The sequence below is a fragment of the Microbulbifer pacificus genome (assembly GCF_002959965.1).
GTDB lineage: Bacteria > Pseudomonadota > Gammaproteobacteria > Pseudomonadales > Cellvibrionaceae > Microbulbifer > Microbulbifer pacificus_A.
Genome location: NZ_PREV01000027.1, coordinates 53,765 through 76,938 on the forward strand (window position 1 = coordinate 53,765; position 23,174 = coordinate 76,938).

Annotated in this window: 17 protein-coding genes; 3 read left to right on the forward strand and 14 right to left on the reverse strand. The window is 58.3% G+C overall.

All coding sequences use genetic code 11. The features are described 5' to 3' along the window. Positions 1-29: 29 nt before the first annotated feature. Entirely contained in the window at positions 30-1,172 is a 1,143-nt protein-coding gene (locus C3938_RS11145) for an efflux RND transporter periplasmic adaptor subunit (RefSeq protein ID WP_105103386.1), read from the reverse strand. A 218-nt stretch (positions 1,173-1,390) separates the two neighbouring features. Between C3938_RS11145 and C3938_RS11150 the strand changes: the two genes are divergently transcribed. Then, a complete protein-coding gene (locus tag C3938_RS11150) occupies positions 1,391-2,035 on the forward strand; it encodes a TetR/AcrR family transcriptional regulator (RefSeq protein WP_105103387.1) in 645 nt (214 codons plus the stop codon). 97 nt (positions 2,036-2,132) lie between these two features. Here C3938_RS11150 and C3938_RS11155 read toward each other — a convergent pair whose 3' ends face one another. Further along, on the reverse strand, positions 2,133-2,894 hold the full coding sequence (locus C3938_RS11155) for an ABC transporter permease (RefSeq protein WP_105103388.1): 762 nt from the start codon (positions 2,892-2,894) through the stop codon (positions 2,133-2,135). Positions 2,895-2,910: 16 nt separating this feature from the next. Next, positions 2,911-3,858, reverse strand: a complete 948-nt coding sequence (locus tag C3938_RS11160; RefSeq protein ID WP_105103389.1) for an ABC transporter ATP-binding protein — start codon at positions 3,856-3,858, stop codon at positions 2,911-2,913. A gap of 302 nt (positions 3,859-4,160) precedes the next feature. Between C3938_RS11160 and soxR the strand changes: the two genes are divergently transcribed. Then, positions 4,161-4,622, forward strand: coding sequence for a redox-sensitive transcriptional activator SoxR (gene soxR / locus C3938_RS11170; protein WP_105104478.1), 462 nt, complete (start codon positions 4,161-4,163; stop codon positions 4,620-4,622). Between the two features lie 33 nt (positions 4,623-4,655). Here soxR and C3938_RS11175 read toward each other — a convergent pair whose 3' ends face one another. The 11 genes from C3938_RS11175 to C3938_RS11230 all read right to left on the reverse strand — a co-directional run bounded on the left by C3938_RS11175 (position 4,656) and on the right by C3938_RS11230 (position 19,745). Beyond that, positions 4,656-5,384, reverse strand: a complete 729-nt coding sequence (locus C3938_RS11175) for a dienelactone hydrolase family protein (protein ID WP_105103391.1) — start codon at positions 5,382-5,384, stop codon at positions 4,656-4,658. 84 nt (positions 5,385-5,468) lie between these two features. Then, a complete protein-coding gene (trmH, locus tag C3938_RS11180; RefSeq protein WP_105103392.1) occupies positions 5,469-6,155 on the reverse strand; it encodes a tRNA (guanosine(18)-2'-O)-methyltransferase TrmH in 687 nt (228 codons plus the stop codon). Positions 6,156-6,264: 109 nt separating this feature from the next. Further along, a complete protein-coding gene (locus C3938_RS11185; RefSeq protein WP_105103393.1) occupies positions 6,265-6,558 on the reverse strand; it encodes an antibiotic biosynthesis monooxygenase family protein in 294 nt (97 codons plus the stop codon). A gap of 100 nt (positions 6,559-6,658) precedes the next feature. After that, positions 6,659-7,912 (reverse strand): gephyrin-like molybdotransferase Glp, encoded by a 1,254-nt coding sequence (gene glp / locus C3938_RS11190; RefSeq protein WP_105103394.1) that lies wholly within the window; start codon positions 7,910-7,912, stop codon positions 6,659-6,661. Positions 7,913-7,979: 67 nt separating this feature from the next. Further along, positions 7,980-10,682 (reverse strand): nitrate reductase, encoded by a 2,703-nt coding sequence (locus tag C3938_RS11195; protein WP_105103395.1) that lies wholly within the window; start codon positions 10,680-10,682, stop codon positions 7,980-7,982. Positions 10,683-10,706: 24 nt separating this feature from the next. Beyond that, positions 10,707-11,063, reverse strand: a complete 357-nt coding sequence (gene nirD / locus C3938_RS11200; RefSeq protein ID WP_105103396.1) for a nitrite reductase small subunit NirD — start codon at positions 11,061-11,063, stop codon at positions 10,707-10,709. 254 nt (positions 11,064-11,317) lie between these two features. Continuing rightward, on the reverse strand, positions 11,318-13,846 hold the full coding sequence (gene nirB / locus C3938_RS11205) for a nitrite reductase large subunit NirB (protein ID WP_105103397.1): 2,529 nt from the start codon (positions 13,844-13,846) through the stop codon (positions 11,318-11,320). Positions 13,847-14,164: 318 nt separating this feature from the next. After that, on the reverse strand, positions 14,165-15,886 hold the full coding sequence (locus C3938_RS11210) for a bifunctional protein-serine/threonine kinase/phosphatase (RefSeq protein WP_233998842.1): 1,722 nt from the start codon (positions 15,884-15,886) through the stop codon (positions 14,165-14,167). Positions 15,887-16,093: 207 nt separating this feature from the next. Continuing rightward, positions 16,094-17,560: a NarK family nitrate/nitrite MFS transporter gene (locus C3938_RS11215; protein WP_105103399.1), complete on the reverse strand. Its 1,467-nt coding sequence runs from the start codon at positions 17,558-17,560 to the stop codon at positions 16,094-16,096. A 490-nt stretch (positions 17,561-18,050) separates the two neighbouring features. After that, positions 18,051-19,109: a CmpA/NrtA family ABC transporter substrate-binding protein gene (locus C3938_RS11225; protein WP_105103401.1), complete on the reverse strand. Its 1,059-nt coding sequence runs from the start codon at positions 19,107-19,109 to the stop codon at positions 18,051-18,053. 45 nt (positions 19,110-19,154) lie between these two features. Then, positions 19,155-19,745 (reverse strand): ANTAR domain-containing response regulator, encoded by a 591-nt coding sequence (locus C3938_RS11230; RefSeq protein WP_105103402.1) that lies wholly within the window; start codon positions 19,743-19,745, stop codon positions 19,155-19,157. Between the two features lie 603 nt (positions 19,746-20,348). On the opposite strand from C3938_RS11230, the gene C3938_RS11240 reads away from it, so the two are divergent. After that, positions 20,349-23,162 (forward strand): xanthine dehydrogenase family protein molybdopterin-binding subunit, encoded by a 2,814-nt coding sequence (locus tag C3938_RS11240; protein ID WP_105103404.1) that lies wholly within the window; start codon positions 20,349-20,351, stop codon positions 23,160-23,162. The last annotated feature ends 12 nt before the right edge of the window (positions 23,163-23,174 follow it).

Consider the following 23,174-nt stretch of genomic DNA (forward strand, 5'->3'; position numbering starts at 1 on the left):
GCGTTTAGCCGATGGCGTATGGCTGTGTTCTAAAAGCCCTGGGCCACACTCCCCTCAAGTTCGATGGGGCGGTTGTGGCGATCCACCGGGCGCACGCGCTGACCCTCCCCGACCAGTTGGGTACCGGCCGCAACCACCCAGTCTTGCGGTGTGAGTTCCGACACGATCTCCGCGGTTTTCTCACCGAAGCGCACAACCTGAACGCTGGTTTTTTGCAGGGTGAAATCATCCGGGTTCAGTTTCCACACATGGGCGTGCTCGCCATCGGCAGTGATGGCAGCCATGGGCAGCTGCAGCGAAGAGGTGCCGTGATGGGTTCCGGTGCGGGCGAATACCCGCGCGCTCTGCCCGGGCTGTACATCGGGCTCCGCATTGTCGAATGCTACCCGTGCCTCAAAGGTGCGCAGGCCCGCCTCCGCGGCAGGAGATATTTCCCGCACCTGACCGGAAAAAGGTTCGCTAGGTCGCGACCAGAGTTCAATTTTGACCGGCTGCCCTATGGTGAAGCGGCTGACGTCCTGCTCTGGAAGGTCGATGCGCACCTCCCGTTCGCCGTCGGCCGCGAGTACAAAGGCGGTCTGCCCCGCGTTTACCACTTGGCCGGCGTCGACCATACGCCGGGCGATAACGCCGTCGCGGGGCGCTTTCAATATGGCATAGTCCGCCTGGTTGCTTGCCACCTTCCACTGGGCGCGTGCGCGTTCCAGCTGTGCGACGCTGCCATCGTGACGGGTTTTGACGGTATCGAACTGGGATTCGCCGATCAACTTGCGTCCCAACAGCTCGCGGTAGCGGGCGAGTTCATTGGCGGCATTGCGGTTTTCCGTCTCCGCCGCCTCCAGTTGCGCACGTGCCGCGTTACGTTGCAGCTGCAGATCTTCCGCATCCAGCTCCGCCAGTGGCTGACCTTGCTTTACCCGGTCTCCGGCTTCCACCAGACGACGGGCTACCGCACCGCCCACCCGGAAGGCCAATGCGGGCTCGTGTCGCGCGCGTACCTCGCCGGGGTAAACCGCGAGCTGTTCGCCGGCCATTTCCGGGTGTACCACGATGGCCGGGCGGGGTGGTTTGACTTGGCCTGTTTCGGGTGCCGAGCAGGCACTGAGGGCCAGTGCCGCCAGCAGCGTGGTGGCGACTTGCAAGGGGAAACGACGTAGGTGGAAGCGGTGCATGAATGCCTCTGTCCTTGTGAATCACTCTTTTGGGGGTGGGGGGCCGGACGGAAACTGGTACAGTTGTGCGTTTGCCGGCCCCGGCACCATTGCTATACTGGCGAGTATAGTAAATATATTAAACTCGCGAGTCCACTAATTGAATGGACGCGAGCGCGTGTTTCAACCACCGGTGTTTCCGCGGTGGATGGGCGCTGAAAGAGTGACGATGACGACTGATGAATGAACCTATGCCCTCCGCGACTGCCAGCCGCGGCCGCCCGAAAGACCCCGCCAAGCGGCAGGCCATCCTGGATGCGGCCAAACATCTGTTTCTGACCCATGGATTTACCGGCGCCAGCATGGATGCCGTGGCCAATGAAGCGGGTGTGTCCAAACTGACGGTATACAGTCATTTTTCCGACAAGGAGACGCTGTTTACCGCGGCTATCGAGGCCAAGTGCGTCAGTCAGATGCCGGTGATTATGTTCAATCTGGAGCCGGGTATGCCGGTGGCGGAGATGCTGCAGAAAATCGGTGAGGCGTTTCTGGAGATGATCTACCACGAGGACTCGCTGAAACTGATGCGCCTGCTCAGCGCCGTGGGTGCCCAGGACCAGACCATGGCCAATTTGTTCTACGAGGCGGGCCCTATGCGTACCCGCAATGAAATGATCCGTTTTTTGCGGCGGGCGTGCGATTTGGACCAGTTGCGGGTTCTGAACCCCGAACGGGCATCGGAGCTGTTTTTTGGGATGTTGCAGGGCGGCTGCACCCATATCCAGATTATGCTGGGTTGTAGCGAGCCACCGTCAGCGAAAGAAGTTTCCGCCCATGTAGAAGAGGTAGTGCGGGTGTTTACCCGGGCTTATGGGCCGAATTGAACGCGCAGAGATAAATAGGGCGGAGGCCCGCGGAGAACGACAGGTTGTTTTTCAACAACCTGCCAGACCACGGGCTTTTTTCCAGAAATGATGTCCGTCAGGTGCGGATCTTGTAACCGGTTCGGAAAACCCACCATACGGCTGTCATGCAGGCAAGCAGGAACAGCAGTGTCATTGCCAGGCTGATCCCCACATTCACATCGGCTACGCCGTAAAATGCCCAGCGAAACCCACTGATCAGATATACCACCGGGTTGAACAGGGTCACCTTCTGCCAGAATTCCGGCAGCATATTGATGGAATAAAAGGCACCACCAAGGAACGTCAGTGGGGTGATCACCATCAGTGGAATGATCTGCAATTTCTGAAAATCATCTGCCCACACACCAATGATAAAGCCGAACATGCTGAAGGTGACCGCCGTCAGGATCAGAAATCCGATCATCCAGAACGGATGGGCGATATGGTAATCCACAAAAAAACGCGCGGTAATCAGAATCAGCAGGCCGATAATCACCGATTTGGTGGCCGCCGCGCCCACGTAACCGGCGACGATTTCAAATGCGGATACTGGCGCGGAAAGTACTTCATAAATGGTGCCGGAAAACTTCGGGAAAAAAATCCCGAACGACGCGTTGGAAATACTCTCCGACAGCAGTGAGAGCATGATCAGCCCGGGAATAATAAACGCCCCGTAGCTCACGCCTTCGATGTCGCCGAGGCGGCCGCCGATGGCGGTGCCGAACACGATAAAGTACAGGCAGGTGGAAATTACCGGCCAGGCAATACTCTGCATCAGGGTGCGCCCGGTGCGGGCCATTTCAAATTTGTAGATGGCGCGGATGCCGTGAACATTCATTGACTTTACTCCTTTTTCATCCGGCCTGCTGGCGCTCGCTCTGGTTCTGGTGCACCAGGCTCACGAAGATTTCTTCCAGAGAACTTTCACTGGAATGCAGATCCTTGAATTCGATACCCTGCTGATTCAGCGCGCGCAGCAACTCGGCGATACCAGTGTGTTCGCGCTGGGTATCGAAGGTGTAGATCAGCTGATTGCCATCGTCTGCCACATCCAGAGCGAATGTATTCAGAGATTCCGGCAGTGACGACACCGGGCTCTGCAATTGAATTGCCAGCTGCTTCTTGCCCAGTTTGCGCATCAGTGTGTGTTTGTCTTCCACCAGTACCAGTTCGCCGCGGTTGATCACACCAATGCGATCTGCCATTTCTTCGGCTTCCTCGATGTAGTGGGTGGTAAGAATAACGGTCACACCGCTTTCGCGCAGCCCTCGCACCATTTCCCACATATCCCGGCGTAACTCCACATCGACACCGGCTGTGGGTTCATCGAGGAACAGAATGGACGGTTCATGTGACAGCGCTTTGGCGATCATCACCCGGCGCTTCATGCCGCCGGAGAGCGCCATGATCTTGCTGTCCTTTTTGTCCCACAGAGAAAGCTGGCGCAGGATTTTTTCGATGTAGTCGGGATTCGGTGCCTTGCCGAACAGGCCGCGGCTGAAATTCACCGTGGCCCATACACTTTCAAAGGAATCCGTGGACAGTTCCTGCGGAACCAAACCGATCTTGCTGCGCGCCGCGCGAAAATCCCGTTGAATATCGTGGCCATCGGCGGTGATCTTTCCCGTGGATGGATTGACGATGCCGCAGATGATGCTGATCAGTGTGGTCTTGCCGGCGCCGTTGGGCCCGAGCAGAGCAAAAATTTCGCCGCGTTGGATATCGAGATCGACGGAATGAAGCGCGGTAAAACCACCTGCATAGGTTTTGCCGACGCCCTGAACGGATATGATCGGTTGCACGTTTCCCCCTCGGTCAAAATTCAGTGACGTATTGTGCCTTGAAGTTCTGCATTGACGCTAGCCTCAGGTTTTGAGGCGTACATTTGCGGTTGCCTGTCTGGCTGCACACACGTGAGCGCGACTGTCCGTGCCAGTGGCAGGCTCTGGCTTTCCGCAACCATCAGGTTTGCCATCCAATGTACCCATTGTTGAATTACGGATTTCCCGGGTTTCTTCATTTCCTGCTTCCTGTCTTGTCATTAGGTGCGCCGCAGTGTAAAACCTCAAGTTAACTTGAGGTCAAGATGTGTGAAAGGGTGTTTATGTCCAGGCAGAATGGTGTTCTTACGGTGGGACAGCTGGCAGCGCGCAGCGGGGTATCCGTTTCCGCATTGCATTTTTATGAATCCCGTGGGCTGATCAGCAGTTGGCGTACTACGGGTAATCAGCGCCGTTACGGCAGTGATGCCCTTCGCCGAGTGGCGATTATCAAGGTGGCGCAGCGCACGGGTATTGGGTTGGAGGAAATCAAGGCTGCTCTGGAGACCCTTCCTGCGAACCGGATACCCACCAAGCGGGATTGGACGCAGTTGTCGAAAAGTTGGCGCGCCACACTCAATACGCGCATCGAGCAATTGACGGCGCTGCGGGATCAGCTGGATGGCTGTATCGGTTGTGGCTGTCTTTCACTGACGGATTGTCCGTTGCGGAACCCGGAAGACAAGATGGCAGAGGAGGGGAGTGGCGCCCGCTATCTCGAGGTCGATAGCGGGCAGGCTGATTAATCGGGTTGTCCGCTTGAGCGGGGTGATACTTGATCAGCCCTGGAAGATTCTGTCGTAGAAAGTGACGGCACCTTCGTAGGCACTGTTGGCGGCGTCTTCATTATATGCAAGGGGAATACCGAACTTCTCTCCCCGGCCCGTAGCGGCGGGATTGGTGAATCCGTGTTTCACACAGGGGAAACTGATCAAATCAAAGCGTACGCCAGCGCTTTGCATTTCCTTGACGAAGTTGGCAACGTCTTCGGCGGGAATCATGTCGTCGTCGCCACCGGTGTAGACCTGGATCTGGGCTTTAACGTCGCCAGGCTTGATTTTGACGTCGGTCTGCAATGCACCGTGGAAACTGACCACCCCCTTCAGCGGCAGGCCGAGGCGAGCCATGGTGAGGGCGACGGCACCGCCGAAGCAGTAGCCCTGGGCGGCGATATTCCCGGGTTCTACGGTTTCGTGGGCGTTGATAAGGTCGAGGGCGGCCTGGAAGCGTTTGAGGGGGGCACCTTCGGTTTCGAGGGTTTTGTTCATGAGCGCGGCGGCGTCGCCCGGGTTGTCGGCGCCAATGCCCGTACCGTACATGTCGAGCGCGAAGGCGGTGAAACCTTCAGCGGCGAGGCGTTCGGCTTCTTCGCGGGTGAAGTCATTCATACCCCACCATTCGTGCACAAGGAGGATGGCCGGGCGCTTGCCTTCGATGCTGTCGTCGTAGGCCAGGTAACCGGTAAAGGATTCGCCGTCGACGGTGTATTCGATCTCTTCGGTGTGCATTATTTCCTCTCTGGAGAGTCGGTTTGAATATGTCTGCCGAGAGGGTAGCCGCGTAGGTTGGGTAAAGCAACGCGTGTCCAATAATCACAGGTTCGGCTGACGGTATTTTGGATCAGCTGGCGGAATGATATCGCCGTCCTCATCCAACTCCGGAAATGGCAAATCGTACTTCTCGCAATACTTCACCATTTTCGGGTGCATCCAGCGGAACAAAATGTCTTTGATGGCCGGGTCTTGTTCGTCGAGGGTTTTGTTGTCGTACATGCCGGCTTTCATGCGCTGCTGCATGGCTTCCTGCAGGATGATCGCGGCGGCGACGCTGACGTTGTAGCTTTCGACCATGCCGATAATCGGGATGGTGACGTGGTCGTCGGCGTGTTCGGCGGCGTAGTCGCTTAGGCCGTCTTTTTCGGCACCCATGATGAGGGCGAAGGGTTGGGTGTAGTCGGCTTTGCGGAAGTCGATGGCGCGGTCGGACCAGTGGGCGGCGTACAGGTGCATGCCGCGACCTTTGAGTTCGGCCATGCCGGTCTGGATATCGGGGTAGACGCTGTTGCCGGTGAATTTACCGCTGCCGCCGGCGGTGTTGCGATAGATTCGGGTTCCGTAGGAGGGCTGGACCATGTGGATTTCGGGAATGCCGACGGCGTCCGCGGTGCGCAGCATGGCGGAGATGTTCTGGCCTTTGTGGACCTGGTCGGTGAGCAGGGTCATGTCGTGCTGGCGCAGGCGGAGCACCTGCTTGAATTTCTCGTAGCGGCTGCGGCTCATGGTACTTCTTTCTTCGGAATTCTGAATTGGCCGCGGATTATAGCATCTTGGTTTTGTGGTACCTGCTTGGGTAGTGTGGTGGCGGCGCTTTGCCTTCATATCGAAGGAATTACAGTTCGACGAGTTCGTAGTGTTCCACCTCGGGGAATGGGTCGTAGAAGTGATGGAGACGGGCTTTCCATTCCTGATATTCAGGTGACTTCCTGAATCCTTCGGTATGGTCCTCAAGCCTTTCCCAATTGACCAATAGAATGTAGCGATTTTCCTTCTCAATGCATTTTTGCAGCTGATGATTTATATACCCATGCATCGAAGAAATAATGGATTGGGCATTTCCAAAGGAAATTTCAAATTCTTTTTGTTGGTCCGCTTTAACATCCAGAATTGCGACTTCAAGAATCACATCATTTCCCCAAACCAAAATTCAAATCAGTCAGATAAAACTCAAAATCCCATCCCCAGTGCTTTGCCGCCACCGGACTCCCTTACCAGGGACCACCAATCTATTTCAGAGGCGCAGTAAACGGTTCAACGGTAACCCAGTCCCCGGTCTCACAGTCCCCTCCCTCTCTAGGCAAAACCACGAAACAATTTGCCGCGGCAAAACCGGAAAGAATGTGACTCCCCTGGATACCGCGAGTCTCCACCACCTGAATACCATCGCCATCGCGATAGGTAAACCCGCGTTGGTAATCCGTGCGCCCCGGCTTTTTGCGAATGCTGTTCAGCAATCGCGCGCGCAGTTGCACTGGCGGTTGGCGATATTGTTCGGATGTACCGCGAAGCTTTTCCAGCGCGGGAACAACCAGCTGATACAGGGTGACGATGGCGGATACCGGATTTCCGGGCAGGCCGAAGAACAGCGCTTCGCCATTTGCTTTCGGCAGGCGGCCAAAAGCAAAGGGTTTGCCGGGTTTGATGGCAAGTTTCCAGAAATCGATTTCGCCGAGTTCCTGCAACACCGTTTTGGTGAAATCCGCTTCACCCACGGAAACTCCACCACTGGTAATTACAAAATCCGCGTTGTTTCTGGCGTGAATGAATGCTTCGCGGATACTTTCTGGTTGATCGGGATAGCAGCCGAGATCCAGGATAGCCACATCCAATTGCTCCAGCGCGGCGCGCAGAGCGATGCGGTTGCTGTCATAGATATCGCCGTCGCCCAGCTCCGTCACCGGGGTGCCGATGGGTTTCAGTTCGTCGCCGATGGAGAGCAGGGCGGCCTTGAGTTGGCGCAGCACAGTGACTTCGGCCACGCCAGCCGCGCCCAGCAGAGCGATATGGGGGACTTTTATTTTGGCGCCGACGGGGATCAGGCTCTGACCCAGGTGCACGTCTTCACCGCGGTGGCGAATATTTTCGCCTGGAGCGGCGGGGCGGCTCATGCTGAGCTGGTCACCCTCGAGTGTACAGTTTTCCTGCATCTGCACACGGTCGGCCCCGGCGGGGACGGCCGCGCCGGTGGTAATACGGGTTGCCTGTCCGGGCTCCAGTGTTCCCGAGAACGGGTGGCCGGCGAGGCTTTTGCCCACGATGGTGTAGCGTTCAAACTCGCCACACAGGGCGTAACCATCCATGGCAGAGTTGTCGCAGGGGGGCAGATCGAGGGCGGAGAGTACCGGCTCCGCGAGTACTCGTCCGCAGGCCTGATGCAGTGGAATAGTCTCGGTTTCGGTGATCGGTTTGATGCCATCGATCAGCATCTGCTTGGCGGCTTCTACGGAGCGCAGGCCATTTTCTGCACAGGCGTCTGACATAGCTCTTGCCTTTTGTTGCTATCTGCTTGATCCGCAAGATAGCCGGCCACACCGAGCCTGCCAAGCCTCAGTCGACGGCTACCGCAAGGTTTGTGGTCAGCAGTGCTGAGATTTCCGGTTTGCAGGAGCCGCAATTCGTACCACAACCCAGCCGTTTACCCAGCTCTTCTAACGATGTCGCGCCGTCGGCGATGGTGAGTTCGATTTCCCTGCGGGATACCTGCAGGCAGGTGCATATCATCTGAGCGCCGGCTGGTACATCGTGCAGTAGTTTGGCGGGCGCGTCTGGTAGCGGTTGCTGCAGAGCGCTTTCCAGGGTTTTGCGGTCTGGCAGGGACTGCCATGCGGCACTGGTGAACACCAGCAATTCCATCTGTTCACTGTGCAACAGCCAGCGTTCGCCATTCGGCAATTGCAGGCGTTTGCGGTTGAGGGGGCGGGCGCGCAGGTTGAACAATCTGTCGGCCAGCGCCTGCCAATCCGGCTGAGTTTTCAGGGCCAGCTCGAAGCGGTAGCCACCTTCAACTGGGACCCGGTACCAGTGCAATATCGTCTCAAACAGTTGCGCATCGCCAGCTTGTAGATACCGGTGCAGTTCTTCCGCGGCACGGGTGCGCAGCAGCAGGCAGGCAAAGCTGTGGGCATTCAGGGGTTCTATCTTTACCGCCATCTGCTTCAGTTCCGGCTGACCGGAGAAGGGATCGGTAACGGGGGCGGCCAGTGCGCTGACGGTAGCATGGTGGGCGAGGCTGTCGCTCCAGTGGATGGGAGCAAACAGCTGGCCGGGCTTCTGGCTAGTGGTGACGTGGGCGCGGCCGAAGAACTGGCCTTGTTCACTTTCCACACGCACCAGCTGCGCGTCTTCAACGCGGAATCTCCGCGCTTCCTGCGGATGTACGTGCAGCTCCGGCGCTTCGCTGTGGTCCAGTAGTTTACGTGCGCGGCCGGTGCGGGTCATGGTGTGCCACTGGTCGCGCATACGGCCGCTGTTCAGTACCAGTGGATACTCGTCGCGGGTTTCCTGCATCGGGCACCGGGGTGTCACTGCGACGAAGCGGGCGCGGCCATTCGGTGTGTAGAAGTCATCGTCGCTAAACAGCCGCGGCGTGCCGTTCGGGTTGGCAGCGGTGACCGGCCACTGCACCGGTGTGAAGTTATCGTATTCGGTATCACTGATATTGGCCAACGCGGAAATATCAAATGCGCGGCGGGCCTGCTCGCGGTTGTTTTCAAAACCCGAGAGTGCGGCGTGCTCGCGGAAAATATCCGCCGGGGATGCGTAATTGAAGGCATCCGCGAAGCCCAGACGTCGGGCCACATCGCAGAGGATTTCCCAGTCGTGGCGCGCGTCACCCGGTTTCGGCAGGAAGCCTTTCTGCCGTGAAATACGGCGTTCGGAGTTGGTGACAGTACCGGTCTTTTCTCCCCAGGTTGTCGCAGGCAACAGCAGGTCCGCACAGCGCGCGGTGTCCGTATCTGCCACACAGTCGGATACGATCACCGTTGGGCAGCGCTTCAGGGCCTTCGCCACCCGGCGTGCGTCCGGCATACTCACCGCCGGGTTCGTGGCCATGATCCATACGGCTTTCACCTGACCGCTCTCCACCGCCTTGAACAGATCCACCGCCTTGAGCCCGGGGCCCCTCGCCAGGTTGTCTGTATTCCAGAAACGGCCGACGCGGTCGATATTGTCCTCGGTGAAATCCATATGCGCAGCGAGCACATTCGCCAATCCACCTACCTCACGTCCTCCCATGGCATTGGGCTGACCGGTAATGGAAAAGGGCCCGCAGCCGGGCTTGCCGATACGCCCGGTAGCCAAGTGGCAGTTGATGATGGCATTGTTCTTGTCGGTGCCGGTGCTGGATTGATTGATGCCCTGGGAATAGAAACTGATGGATTTTTTTGTGGTACGGAACAGCTCGTAGAATGTGAGCAGCTGCTCCAGCTCCAGGCTGCAGTACGCCGCCACCCTCTCCGGCGTCCACTCGGCCGCCGCATACAGGGTATCGGTAAAATTTTCCGTATGGTTTTCGATAAATGCGTGATCCAGCGCGCCGAACTCGGCAAGGTAGTGCAACAGCCCATTGAACAGCGCCGCATCACTGCCCGGCGTGATCGCCAGATGCATATCCGCCATTTCACTGGTGGCGCTGCCACGGGGATCGATGACCACCAGTTTCGCATTGCCCGCCTGCATGCGCTGGAACAGAATCGGGTGGGTCCAGGCGGCGTTGGAACCGATCAATACCACCAACTCAGCCTGATCCAGATCCTCGTAATTACACGGCACCGCATCCGCACCAAACGCGCGCTTGTACGCCGCCACCGCGGACGACATACACAGACGCGAATTGGTATCCACGTTGGCCGTGCCGATAAAACCCTTCATCAGCTTGTTGGCCACATAATAATCTTCCGTCAGCAACTGCCCGGAAAGATAAAACGCCACCGAATCCGGCCCGTGCTCGTAGATGGTTTCGCGCAGCTTCGACGCCGCATATTCCAGCGCCGTATCCCAATCACAGTCCACACCGTGCAGGCGCGGCTTCAACAGACGCCCGTGATCGCCAAGGGTGTCCGCCAGCGAAGAACCCTTCACACACAGCTTGCCCCTGTTCGCCGGATGCTGCTCATCGCCCTGGATGCGAATCACCTCCTCACCCCCGGCCGCCGTCTTCTCCCGCGTCGCCACAACACCGCAGCCAACGCCGCAGTAAGGGCAGGTCGTGCAGGACCTGCGTGCGCTGAACAGTTCTGGTAAAGCCATCGTCTACTGCTTATTTCAAAAGGATTATGGTCCGACCCGGATCAACACATCGTCGCCTTCAAATGCCACGGGAAATACGTCCAGCTGATACTCCGGTTTTTCCAGACACCGGCCGTCGCTCAGGCGGTAATGCTGCTTGTACAGCGGCGACGACACCGTCAGCTCACCGTCGATCTCCGCAACAAGACCGCGGCCGATCACCCCGGCATCGGCGATCGGGTCCCAGTTGTCGATGGCATATAACTGGGCGTCCTGATCGGGTAAAAAAAACAGGGCAATCTGACGATCGCCCACAAGAGCGCACACTCCGGAATCGGCTACAAGGTCTGATCGCTTGCAGACTTGCAGCCACTCGGCGCGGGTTATGGCAACTTCGCTCATTCTGGCTCTCCACAAAGTAGGTGGTGAAATTCAAAAATTTTCTTGTGTAGCCAGTTCTACTGAACTGGATTCCGGCCTGCGCCGGAATGACACGGAACGGAGTAATTTACTTCGATGTGAAGGTGGTGCGCCGGGTGTGAGGTTTCAGGAGCGTCGCAAACAGGAAGTTTGCGCCGCAGCGCCCATGGATGGGTTTACCGCGGTCCTGAAACCTCACACCCGGTGCTCCACCGCTACCGGGCCAAATTAAAAACTTAGGCGGGTTCGCAGATCTTGACGATCTCCTCTCGGGTCGCTGGCCGACGCTGCTCGCGCTCTTCCACGAATACGATCTTCTCGTCCTTCGCATCGGTGTTCACAAACTGGCGGAAACGCTTAACCATCTCAGGGTCATTGATCGCAGTCTTCCACTCACACTGGTAAGTGCCCACCACATTGCCCATCTGACGTTCCAGCTCATCGCAGAGTCCCAGACTGTCCTCGATCACCACCTCGCGCAGGTAATCCAGACCACCTTCCAGGTTTTCCAGCCACACCGACGTCCGCTGCAACTTGTCCGCCGTGCGCACATAGAACATCAGAATGCGGTCGATATATTTGATCAGGGTGACATCATCCAGATCCGTCGCAAACAGGTCCGCATGGCGCGGGCGCATGCCGCCGTTACCACACACATACAGGTTCCAGCCTTTCTCGGTCGCAATTACACCGATATCCTTGCTCTGCGCCTCCGCACACTCCCGGGTACAACCGGACACCGCCATCTTGATCTTGTGCGGCGAACGCAGACCCTTGTAGCGATTCTCGACCGTGAGCGCCATACCCACACTGTCCTGCACACCGAAGCGACACCAGGTACTGCCCACACAGGATTTCACCGTACGCAAAGACTTTCCATACGCGTGGCCGGTCTCAAAGCCCGCATCCGTCAACTCGCGCCAGATCTCCGGCAGCTCCTCAAGACGCGCACCAAACAGATCGATACGCTGGCCACCGGTGATCTTCGTGTACAGGTCGTACTTTTTCGCCACCTGCCCCAGCACGATCAATTTGTCCGGTGTGATCTCGCCGCCGGCGATGCGCGGAACCACGGAATAAGTACCGTTTTTCTGCATATTCGCCATAAACGTATCGTTGGTGTCCTGCAGACCCACGTGCGGTTTCTTGTGGATATGTTCGTTCCAGAGGGACGCAAAAATGGAAGCGGCAGTGGGCTTGCAGATTTCGCAGCCCTTGCCGCGACCGTGTTTGTGCAGCAGCTCGTCAAAGGTCTTGATTTCTTCCACCTGCACCATGTGGAAAATCTGCTGGCGGGTGTAGGGGAAGTGCGGGCACAGATCATTGTTGACCTCCACTCCCAACGCCGCCAGCTCCGTGTCCACAACATTTTTCAACAGCGCGGAACAACCGCCACAACCGGTGCCGGCCTTGGTGCAGTCTTTCACTTCGCCCACAGAACAGCAGCCGCCCTGCACCGCACCAATGATGTCGCCCTTGCTCACGTTGTGGCAGGAACAGATGGTCGCTGTGTCTGGCAGCGCACCTGCACCCAGGCCAGGCTTGGCGCCGTCCAGGGCCGGCAGGATCAGCTGCTCCGGGTGCTCGGGAAGATCCATATCGTTCAGGTGATACTGCAGCAGGGTGTCGTAATCGTCGGTATCGCCCACCAGCACCGCGCCACGAAGTTTCTTGCCTGTGCGATCGGTGATCATGCGCTTGTAGACGCCGGTCTGTTCATCCACAAAGGTGATTGCGGCGGAATCTTCGGCGCGGCCGTGGGCGTCACCGATGGATCCCACATCCACACCGAGTAACTTCAACTTGGTACTCATATCCGCGCCGTTGAACTCGGCCGCGTCGCCGCACAGGAGGGATATGGCCGTGCGCGCCATGGAGTAGCCTGGAGCCACCAGGCCGAAGATGCGGTTGTCGAACAGAGCACACTCTCCGATGGCGAAAATATTCTTGTCGGAGGTACGGCAATGGTTGTCGATCACGATACCGCCGCGCTCGCCGAGGGTGATACCCGCAGAGCGGGCCAGGTTGTCTTCCGGACGGATACCGGCGGAGAACACGATCAGATCGGTGACCAGTTCTCTCTCACCTTTGAACTGCATCCGCAGGCGGCCGCCGTCCACTTCCTCGATCAGTTCCGTGGCCGTGCTGGTGTGCACCGTCACGCCCAGCTCTTCGATTTTTTCCCGCAGTAATTTGGAACCGCCTTCGTCCAGCTGTACGGACATCAGACCGGGGGCGAACTCCACCACATGGGCTTCAAGGCCCAGCTGTTTCAGTGCATTGGCCGCCTCGAGGCCCAGCAGGCCGCCGCCCACCACTACGCCGACCTTGCCGCTTTGCGCGGCAGCCTGGATCTTGTCGAGATCTTCGAGGGTGCGGTAAACGAAACACTTCGCATGCTGGTGACCGGGAATTGGCGGTACGAAAGGATAGGAACCGGTGGCCAGTACCAGGTGATCGTAGGGTTCGGAAGCGCCACTGGCGGAGGTCACGATTTTGTTTTCGCGATCGATGTTCACTGCGGCATCGTTCAGGCGCAGGTCGTAGCCCCATTCGCGGTACTGCTCCACCTTGCCCATGGCCAGGTCGTCCGCGCTGCGGCCGCCAAAATATTCTGAGAGGTGTACCCGGTCGTAGGCGGGGCGGGGTTCGGCGCAAAATACCAGCACGTCGAACATCGCCCGCTCCGGGCGGCTCGCCAGTTGTTCCAGGAAGTGGTGACCCACCATGCCGTTGCCGATGACGACGATTTTCTGCTTGACCATAATCTCTGCCGTATTTGCCCGCTGGGCGTACCTGAGGTTCTTCGGCAGAGGGAGAGGGGAGCTTGGTGGCGTGAGGTCGCACGGCTGCCTCTCTTCTGTCGAAGAGCGTCAGGCGCCGTTGCCTTGCTGAATAGTTCGGAAAAAGTTTCGGATTGTGACTTTAGGTATTCAATCTCTGTGCCAACTTTCTGAAGTGGCACAGGTGGTGGGAAACCACAGGATTTATATGGGTTATTGACGATTTTGAATGTATCGGCGGTACAACTTGGTGCGCGCCGGCGAATTGCGCACCAAGGTGGCTCAGGCGAAAGAAGGTACTTACAGAAAATAAATGAGATGCGAGAGGATCGCCAACACCGCCAGTGTCTGCCAGAACAGCAGTGGATTGCGCTCGATTAGTGGCGGTGTTTCCGTATTGGCGAAGCGCCTGTTTGGTGTGCTGAGATCGTGCACAAATTCCGACAGCGCCGGGTAGCGGCTTTTCGGGTCCGGCGCACAGGCCTTGCGCAGAGCACCGTCGATCCATTCCGGAATGTTGTCTCTGTGCTGGCGCGCACTGATGTAGCGCATACCGGCGTAATTCTTCAATTGATAGTGGCGGCTGCCGAGGCGCTCTTTATACGGATACTGACCGGTAAGCATTTCATAGGCGATGACGCCGAGGGAAAAAATATCCGAACGGTGGCTCGCGCCGTCGCCCACGAAATACTCAGGTGCACAGTAATTCTTGCTGCCGGGTGGTGCGCTGTCCTGATAGCGCAGTAGCTCCAGTAGTCCCGCCGCATTGGCACCGCCGAGATCGATCAGCTTCAGGCGACCTGAGGAATCCAGCATGATGTTTTCGGGCTTCAGATCCCCGTGCACAATTTCCAGCCGTTGCAGGCGGCGCAAAGCGCTCACCAGCTGTTGCACCAGATTGCGTACCTGATCCAACGGCGGTTGCGGATTAAGCTGCATCCACTGGCGCAGATTCTGTCCGTCCACATACTCCATAACATGATAGAGAAAGCGGCGCTCCTTTTTTGGCGGAAACACCTTGACGATGGCCGGATGATCCAGCCGGCGCCCGGTCCATTCCTCGGCGATAAAACGCTCGATATAGGCCGGATCATCAATGAAGTTTTCCGACGGTGCCTTCAGTGCACACAGAATTCCACTGTCCAGATCCCGCACCAGGTACAGATAACTGCGGCTACTCGCATGTAGCTCCTGTAGCACTTCATAGCCGTCGATCTTGTTGCCCGGCTGCAGCGCAGGCGGGAAGGGCAGCTGGCCGGTGGTCAGCACAAGATCGTCGGACTCCAGCGCCTCCAGCATATTCACCCGGCACAGTGCCAGGCTCAGATTGTCGCTACTGCCGTTATCCAGTGCGGCCGCAATCAACGGCTGCGCCGCGTCCAGCTGATACTTTTCCAGCAACGCCGCAAACTGCGGCAGCGGCAGAAAATCGTGGATGCCATCGGTCGTCACACAGAAAAGATCGCCCGCTTCCAGCGGCTCCTGCCGGTAATCCACCTCGATATGCGCATCCATTCCCAGCGCGCGACTCAAAAACGTCCTGTCCGGCCCCAGCGTACGACTGTGGTCCCGCGTCAGGCATTCAAGGTTTCCACTGCGCAGACGGTAAATCCGCGAATCCCCGATATGGATCAGGTGGGCCGTCGAACTTTTCAACACCACCGCCGAAAACGTCGTCAGCCAACCCCGTTGCACCTCATCCGCGCCGCCACTCTGGCGATACAGCCAACCGTTCAACGCGTGCAACACCCGCGCCGCCGCCTGCTTCACCGACCAGGAATCCGGCGTACTGTAATAGTCGGAAATAAACCCACTCACGGCCGCCCGCGCCGCCGCACCCCCGGCCTCCGCACTCCCCACCCCATCCGCAATCGCCGCCAGCGAACCGCGATACCGCAACTCACTCCCACTCGCCCGATACACCGCCACCGCGTCGTCGTTGTACGCGCGCTGGCCGCACTCGGTGGCGGTGGCGAATTCCAGCTTCTCGGAATAGGAAGCCGCTTGATCAGATTCAGGCACGATCGAAACTTCGCAGGTGGTATTCAAAATAGGCGATCAAATATCTGAAGGTTGAAGTGAAACCGGGTGCTGGTAAGCCTTTGCAGGACTGTCGAAAAGAGGGACCTTTTCGACAAGCCCCCAATGGATGGGTTCACGGTGTGTCCTGCAAAGGCTTACAAGTATCCGGCGTCCGGAGCATGTTCCGGAACGCCAAAAAATGCACGATCAGGCGACGTCGATCAGAGACACACTACCGTCAGGCATGACTTCCGCCATCTGACCTTCCGGTTCCTCAAGAAACAGCAGCGTAACAAACCCCAACACCGCCGTGCCCGCAATCACCAGAAAAAACGTCTGGTAAGAAACCATGCTCAATACCGTCAGGTAAAACACCGCGCCCACATTCCCGTAAGCCCCGGTCATCCCCGCAATCTGCCCCGTCAGCCGACGCTTGATCAGCGGCACCACCGCAAACACCGCGCCTTCCCCGGACTGCACGAAGAAGGAACAGGCCATCGCCGCCGCCACCGCCAGATACAGTGGCCACTGCGCATCGATCATGCTCATCGTCAGATAGCCCAGCGCCAGCCCCGCCGTCAGAATCAGCAGTGTGCTCTTGCGCCCGAAACGATCACTGATCAGACCGCCTGCCGGGCGCGACATCAGATTCATGAACGCATAGGCCGAAGCCAGCAGTCCCGCCTTCACCGGATCCAGCGTAAATGTCTCCGAAAAAAACAGCGGTAGCATGGAAATCACCGCGAGCTCCGAGCCAAAAGTGGCGAAGTACAGAATATTCAGCACTGCTACCTGCTTGAACTTGTAGCGATGAATCGGCTCCGGCAGTTTTACAAAAATCTCGCGGTTGACGTCGTAGCACTTTTTCGCATCAAACACATACAGCATTGCCAGAGCCACATACATCACCATTGCCAGTGGCATCGCCAGCATATCCACCCCGGCGGGTGACAGTTTCCAGGTCAGCAGCGCCAGCGCCGCGTACATTGGCACCTTCATGACCAGCAAAAGCAGAAAGTCCGATGGGGTGGACACTTCCATACCGCCAATTTTTTTCGGCTTGAAATAAGTGCCCCCCTTGGGGGTATCCGTGACCGAGCGAAAGTAAACGATGCTGTACAGCAATGCCATCAAGCCGGTAATGCCGATGGCATAACGCCAGCCGTCCTGCCCGCCAAACAGCAGGGCAATGGTGGGCAGGGTCATGGCTGCGGCGGCGGAACCAAAATTTCCCCAGCCACCGTAAATACCCTCAGCGGTGCCCAGCTGCCGGGCCGGGAACCACTCGGACACCATGCGGATGCCGATGACAAAACCGGCCCCGATAAAGCCCAACAGGAAGCGGCCGATGGCCGCCGCAGTAAAACTGTCAGCCAGCGCGAAAATGAAGCAGGGAATACTGCTGATTGCCAGTAGCAGAGAGTACGTCAGACGTGGCCCGTATTTATCGGTCAGCATGCCGATAATGACACGGGCGGGAATCGTCAACGCCACGTTCAGGATCAACAGGGTTTTCACCTGCTCGGAGGTGAGCGAAAGACTGTCGGCAATTGCCATCAGCAGCGGTGCATGGTTGAACCAGGCAAAGAAGGTAATGAAGAAAGCGATCCAGGTCAGGTGTAAAACCCGGATTTTTCCCGTGAAGGAAAACAGATTTAAGGAGTCGGAAGCCATGACAAATCCCCGATGCGTCGTTTGATTCTCTCATCACGCGTGATTGGACAGGTGCCAGTGGGTTTCCAACAGGCATAAAAAAAGTCCACAGGCACAGGCGGGCTGTGCCGGTGGACTTCGATGTCCGCGTATTCGGTTTTTGCTGCGCCGGAATATTTATCTCAGGTGGCCTGTGGCCAATCCCTTTATGCGCCGGCGGAGAGTCGGATGCCTCGCTGCCGCGCAGAGAGGCATCCGACTCAACTTAATGGAATACAATTTCTGTGCCACATCCGGGCACGGAACAGCTCTGGTGCGCGAAAGTGCGGAGTTTTGGGGCGAACCGGAGAGGCAGGGCGTCAGTGACCGCCTGCGGAAATGCGGAATCACGCAGGAGGCGCACGGTGATGCCCTGCTTTGGGGTGTGTTAAGTATCGAATGCCCGCTGCCTGCACCGGTAGTGGGCGCGGGGACCACATTCCTGAAACATGCCTTGCCAGGGCATCTGTCGTTACGGCGCCTGCTGTCGCTGATTGTGGCGAACGAAATCCAGGGTCTGCTGGTACAGGTCGGCGCGGAATAGTTCGGCTGCGCCGGTATCCACCGGCGCGATATCGTTACACAGGGCCAGCAGTTCGCGACCCTTTTGTTCCGTGGGGCGACCGTGGTCGCTCTGCGGATGCGCAAACAAATGCCAGCCGGGATTTGTACTCGCCGCCCGCCCGCAGTGGGTGAACAGTTCATCGTTCAGAGAGGCGGCGATGGCGGCTTCCGGCAGATCGAGATATTCCGGGCGCGCCAGAATACCTACCGCATCCCGGCGTCGGTCGCGATCGCTCAGCCAGCCGCAGGACTCCAGCAGCGCGGCGCGCAGCGCCAGGTGTGTGGCCGGGTTTGCTTCGTGCCAGCTGCGGGTAACCGCCAGTACTTTTTCCGGCATGGCGGGCAGCAACGTATTGCAGGGGGTGGCAACAACGCCGATCCCCTCCTGCACCGCCAGGGTATTCCAGGGTTCACCCACACAGTAACCATCGATATCGCCCCGGCGCAGGTGATCCACCATCTGTTCCGGGGGCAGTACCACGATGCGCACATCCACATCGACGTTGATACCCGCCGCAGAAAGCCAGTGACGCAGTTGCAGGGTGTGACTGGCAAAGGGGTAGACGCTGGCGAATGTCAGCGGTTTGCCGCTGCGGATGTCGATAAAGCATTTGAGCGCCGCGCCGGTGTCGTTCATGGCGGGATCCAGCTGATCGTGGAGTGTCCGCGACAGGGTGATGGCGTTGCCATTACAGCTCAGGATCAGACCGCTCAGCAGCGCTTCGTCGCAGTGGGGGAGTGTCTGCGGCAGGGTCAATGGCATTGGCGCGAGGATTGAGGCCGCGTCCGCGGCGCCGCCGATCAGCTTGTCGCGCAAGGTTGCCCAGGATGTTTCCCGTTGCAGCACTACCTTGAGTCCCCAGCGGGCAAACAGGCCCAGCTCCTGCGCCACGATGAGCGGTGCGCTGTCGGTCAGGCGCAGGAACAGGAGTTTCAGGTTGGGTTTTTCGACGTGCAGACTGCTCACAGTGGTTCTCTCGCATGTTCTGGCTTTGATGGATGTGTACACAGGCTATTTCACTGGCCGCTGCAGATGGATGATGATCTGTTCCGCCACATTGCGCATGGTGGAATTACTGTTCATGGCCAGGGTGCGCAGCGTCTGGTGCGCGGCCTGCTCACAGATATTCTTGCGTGCCATCAGCAGGCCCTTGGCGCGCTCAATAATCTTGCGCTCGTCCAGCTGTTGCTGGGTGCGCGCGAGAGACTGGCGCAGGTGCTGGTAGCTGCGGAACTGGGCCATGGCAATCTCGATGGCCGGTGCCACCCGCTCGGCGGACAGGCCATCCACCATATAGGCGCTCACCCCGGCTTCCACCGCGCTACTGATGAAGTCGGCACCGCCGCGCACGGAAAACATGGCCACCGGAGTGGGGTTGTGCTGGTTGATCACCGCGAGACTTTCGAGAATATCGCGATCGGGAGACTCGATGTCGATCAGGACAATGTCCGGGCGGTGCTTCTCCACCTGGAACAGCAGGCCTTCGGCACTGGTGAGTTGCGCCAACAGGTTGTAGCCGGCGGCATGAAGCTGCTCGGCCACCATGGCGGCGCGCTCAGGCTGATCGTCGACCAGCAGGATACTGATGGGGGATGTCGTCATCGCTCGTTAAAACTTCAGTTCGAACAGCAGCTGGAACCTGTCGGTATTGCTGCTGAATTCGTCAGCTTTTACCCCGCCTGTATGTTTGGCAGGTGAATATTTTTGTACGGTGGGAGGCGGCGGTCGCTTTCCACATCGCTGTTCTCCCGCGGCATCGCAGCGGCGGTGTGTCCGTCGTCCGTTTTTCCCTGGGCATAAAAAAGCCCGGCGGCACAGACTGTGCTGCCGGGCGCCGTTGCCTGTGTCTTCATACAATCAAAAGTCGTACCAACTATTCAGTGCCGCGTTACCTCTCTGGGCGCTGGCTTTGCCCGTCAGCGGAGGCGGTATTTTGCACGCCGAGGGTGCGCGTCGCGGTTGGTGTGCGCGCTTTTGGTGCTCGCGCTGAGGGGGTGGCGGCACTCACCGCGTGATTTTTCCCAGGGAAATCGGTGCCGATGGTGTGGCACTTCGCTGTCCCAGGGGCTATTAGTTTGTGGGCTCCGGGTGGAAATACAGGGAAGTGACAGGATCGGAGCTGGCAGCCTGGTCTCGACATGCGGCATTTGTGACGCAAAACGTTCGATTCCTGTGCCATGGCCGCACTACAAATCCAGGAACACTATGGAAGGATTCAACCCCGACCGGCGCAACTTCATCAAGCTATGCACCGTGGCAGGCATTACGATATTTGCGGCGCCGGCGTTGTGGCAGATGGGGAATGCCCGGCCGTCTGAACTGGGGCGCGATGGGCTGAGCTGGCGGGGCAGTGGTCCGGAACCCGCATTTCGTACCGATGGCGTAGCCAAGGTGACTGGCCAGAAAATATTTGGCCGGGACTTTCGCGCCCGCGATATGCCAGGCTGGAAGCAGCAACAGCACTACGCATTTGTGCTGCGCTGCAATCGGGTAGAGCGGCAGTTCAATGGTGTTGACTGGAGCCAGATACCTGCAGACGCACAACCCTACGCGAAAATCACGGCAGAGACCCTGGCGGATAAAAAACTGAAGTTGCCCGCGTTCTACGGCGAGGCAATGCTGTTGTCCGCCGGCGCGTCACCACTCTATTACGGCCATGCGGTAGCGATACTCTTATTCGATGATTTTGAGAAATACGCCACCGCCAAACAGGCACTCCAGTTTAACGATCAGGTGATTCGCTACGGCGAGCAAACACCGCCAGTGGTGAGAGACCCTTACGCCAGCTGGCGTATCATCCGTGTAGAGGGAGCGCAGGGGCCGGAGGGCGAAGATCTCTACTCGCCAATGCAGGACGGTCTGTTTTTTCCCATCTACCGCGATCATAAGCCGGAGTGGCCCAGGGGCGCGAACCTGTCGGGGAATGTCAGCGAGCGCGGTATGTACTACGCGCAGCAGATTCACGATCAAACCCGGCGTGAAACCGAATCCGGCAACTGGCACCTTGTGCGTGGTGAGTACCGGACCCAGATCATTGACCCGATGATGATGGAGCCGGAGGCGGCGAACGTCTGGCTCGACGGTGAACAGCAAACCCTGCATCTGGTTATCACCAGTCAATCGCCGCAGGATTTCCAGGAATTGGCGGCGCATATGGTTGCGGAGAGCGCATTCGCCACAAAAATCAAGAATATCGTGGTGCACTCCGCGGTCGTAGGCGGCGGCTTCGGCGCCAAAGACCATTCGATTTTTCCCTACTACGGCTTGGTCGCCGGGCTTTTCGGTTCCGCGCCGGTGCGGCTGGCAAATAACCGTTTCGAGCAATTCCAGGCGGGTCTGAAGCGTCATCCTTTCCACATGCGCAATACCCTGGCGATCGATAAAAAGACGGGAAAGTTTCAGTCCCTGATTGCCGAGATGCAGGTGGATGGCGGTGGTCGGCAAAATTTCAGCGCGTCGGTTTCCATGGTGGGCGCCAGTGCGATCCAGAGTATCTATTATCTGCCTCGCAACGATATTTCCGCGGTCGCCAATCAATCCATGAACGTGGATTCCGGCTCCATGCGTGGTTACGGCACGCTGCAGACCATGACGGCCATGGAGATGATGGTAAATCAGGCCGCGGAAGAGCTTGGAATTGACCCCATCGAATTGCGATTGCGCAATGCCTTCCAGAACGGTTGGCGCAATACCCAGGGGGCAGTACCCAAGGTGGACCTGCGCTACCGGGAGCTTCTGGAGCGTGCCCGAGAGCACGCGATGTGGCGCGAGCGAGTCCAGCGTAAACAACGCTTCGAGCAGGAGAATCCCGGCTACCTGTTCGGCACTGGCTACGCCATCGCCACCAAGGATTACGGTACCGGCGCCGCAGCCCCGAGCGCGGCGGTTCAGTTTGATGCCGCGGGCCGGCTGTCGATGGCCGTTGAGTTCATGGAGATGGGCACCGGTATCGGCACGGCCCAGTCCCTTTTGCTGGAAAACATTCTCGGCAGCGCGGCGGATCACTGTACGGTGGGGGAGGTGGACGCCTGGCACGCGCTGCGGCAGTTCCAGACCGAAAGCCCCTATACCATGAGCCAGCAGCATCAGGATCAGATGTCTGCCGATCCCCTGTGGACGCCGGTAACCGCCATGGCGAGCGCCGCGTCCATGTCCGCCTATTTCCAGAGCCATGTAACACTGCAAGCGGCTGAAATACTGTTTCAGCAAGGACTGTTACCCGCGGCCCGGCGGCTGTGGAAAAGAGATGAGCTGGACGGCGCGTCTGCGCAATGGCGCGACGGCAAGCTTCACTACGGGGACTTACCGCCCCTGACACTGGCGCAATTGGCGGCGGAAGCCCACCGCGATGGCGGTGTCACCGGGGTGATGGTGCACGGCTTCAATCGCTGGGAGTGGACCGAGGCGGATTTCGAACTGGATGGGCGCCAGTGGACCTGGAGTATCGATGGCCTCGCGTTGCGTCGCGGGGGCAGTGCAGAGACGGTTCGCGGCGACGAATACCAGATCGAGAAGCGCTCTGCGGTGCGCTACCCGAGTACCGCGCTGAACAATGCCATGGTGACCTACTACGCGCCGACCGCGGCGCTGGTGGAAGTGGCCGTGAATTCGGGCACCGGCGAAGTCCGTATTCACGGGCTGCAGAACTATATGGACTGCGGTCGCACGATCGTACGTCCATTGGTAGAGGGGCAGATTGAAGGCGGCGTGGCCATGGGGATTGGCCACGCGCTATACGAATACCTGCCACCCCTTGCAGAGGGCGCCGGCAACGGCACCTGGAATTTGAATCGCTATCAGGTACCCCTCGCAAAACATGTGCCGGTGTGGAATCAACAGCACGAAATTCTGCCGCCCGCAACGGAAAAAGACCCGCACAAGGGAATTGCCGAAGTGGTGATGATTCCCATTGTGGCTGCTCTGGCGGAAGCGATTTACCAGGCCACGGGCAAGCGATTCAACGAAGTTCCCATCACGCCGGAAAAACTGCGCCGCGCGCTTAATCCCCAGGTACTGTGAGGAGACGAATCC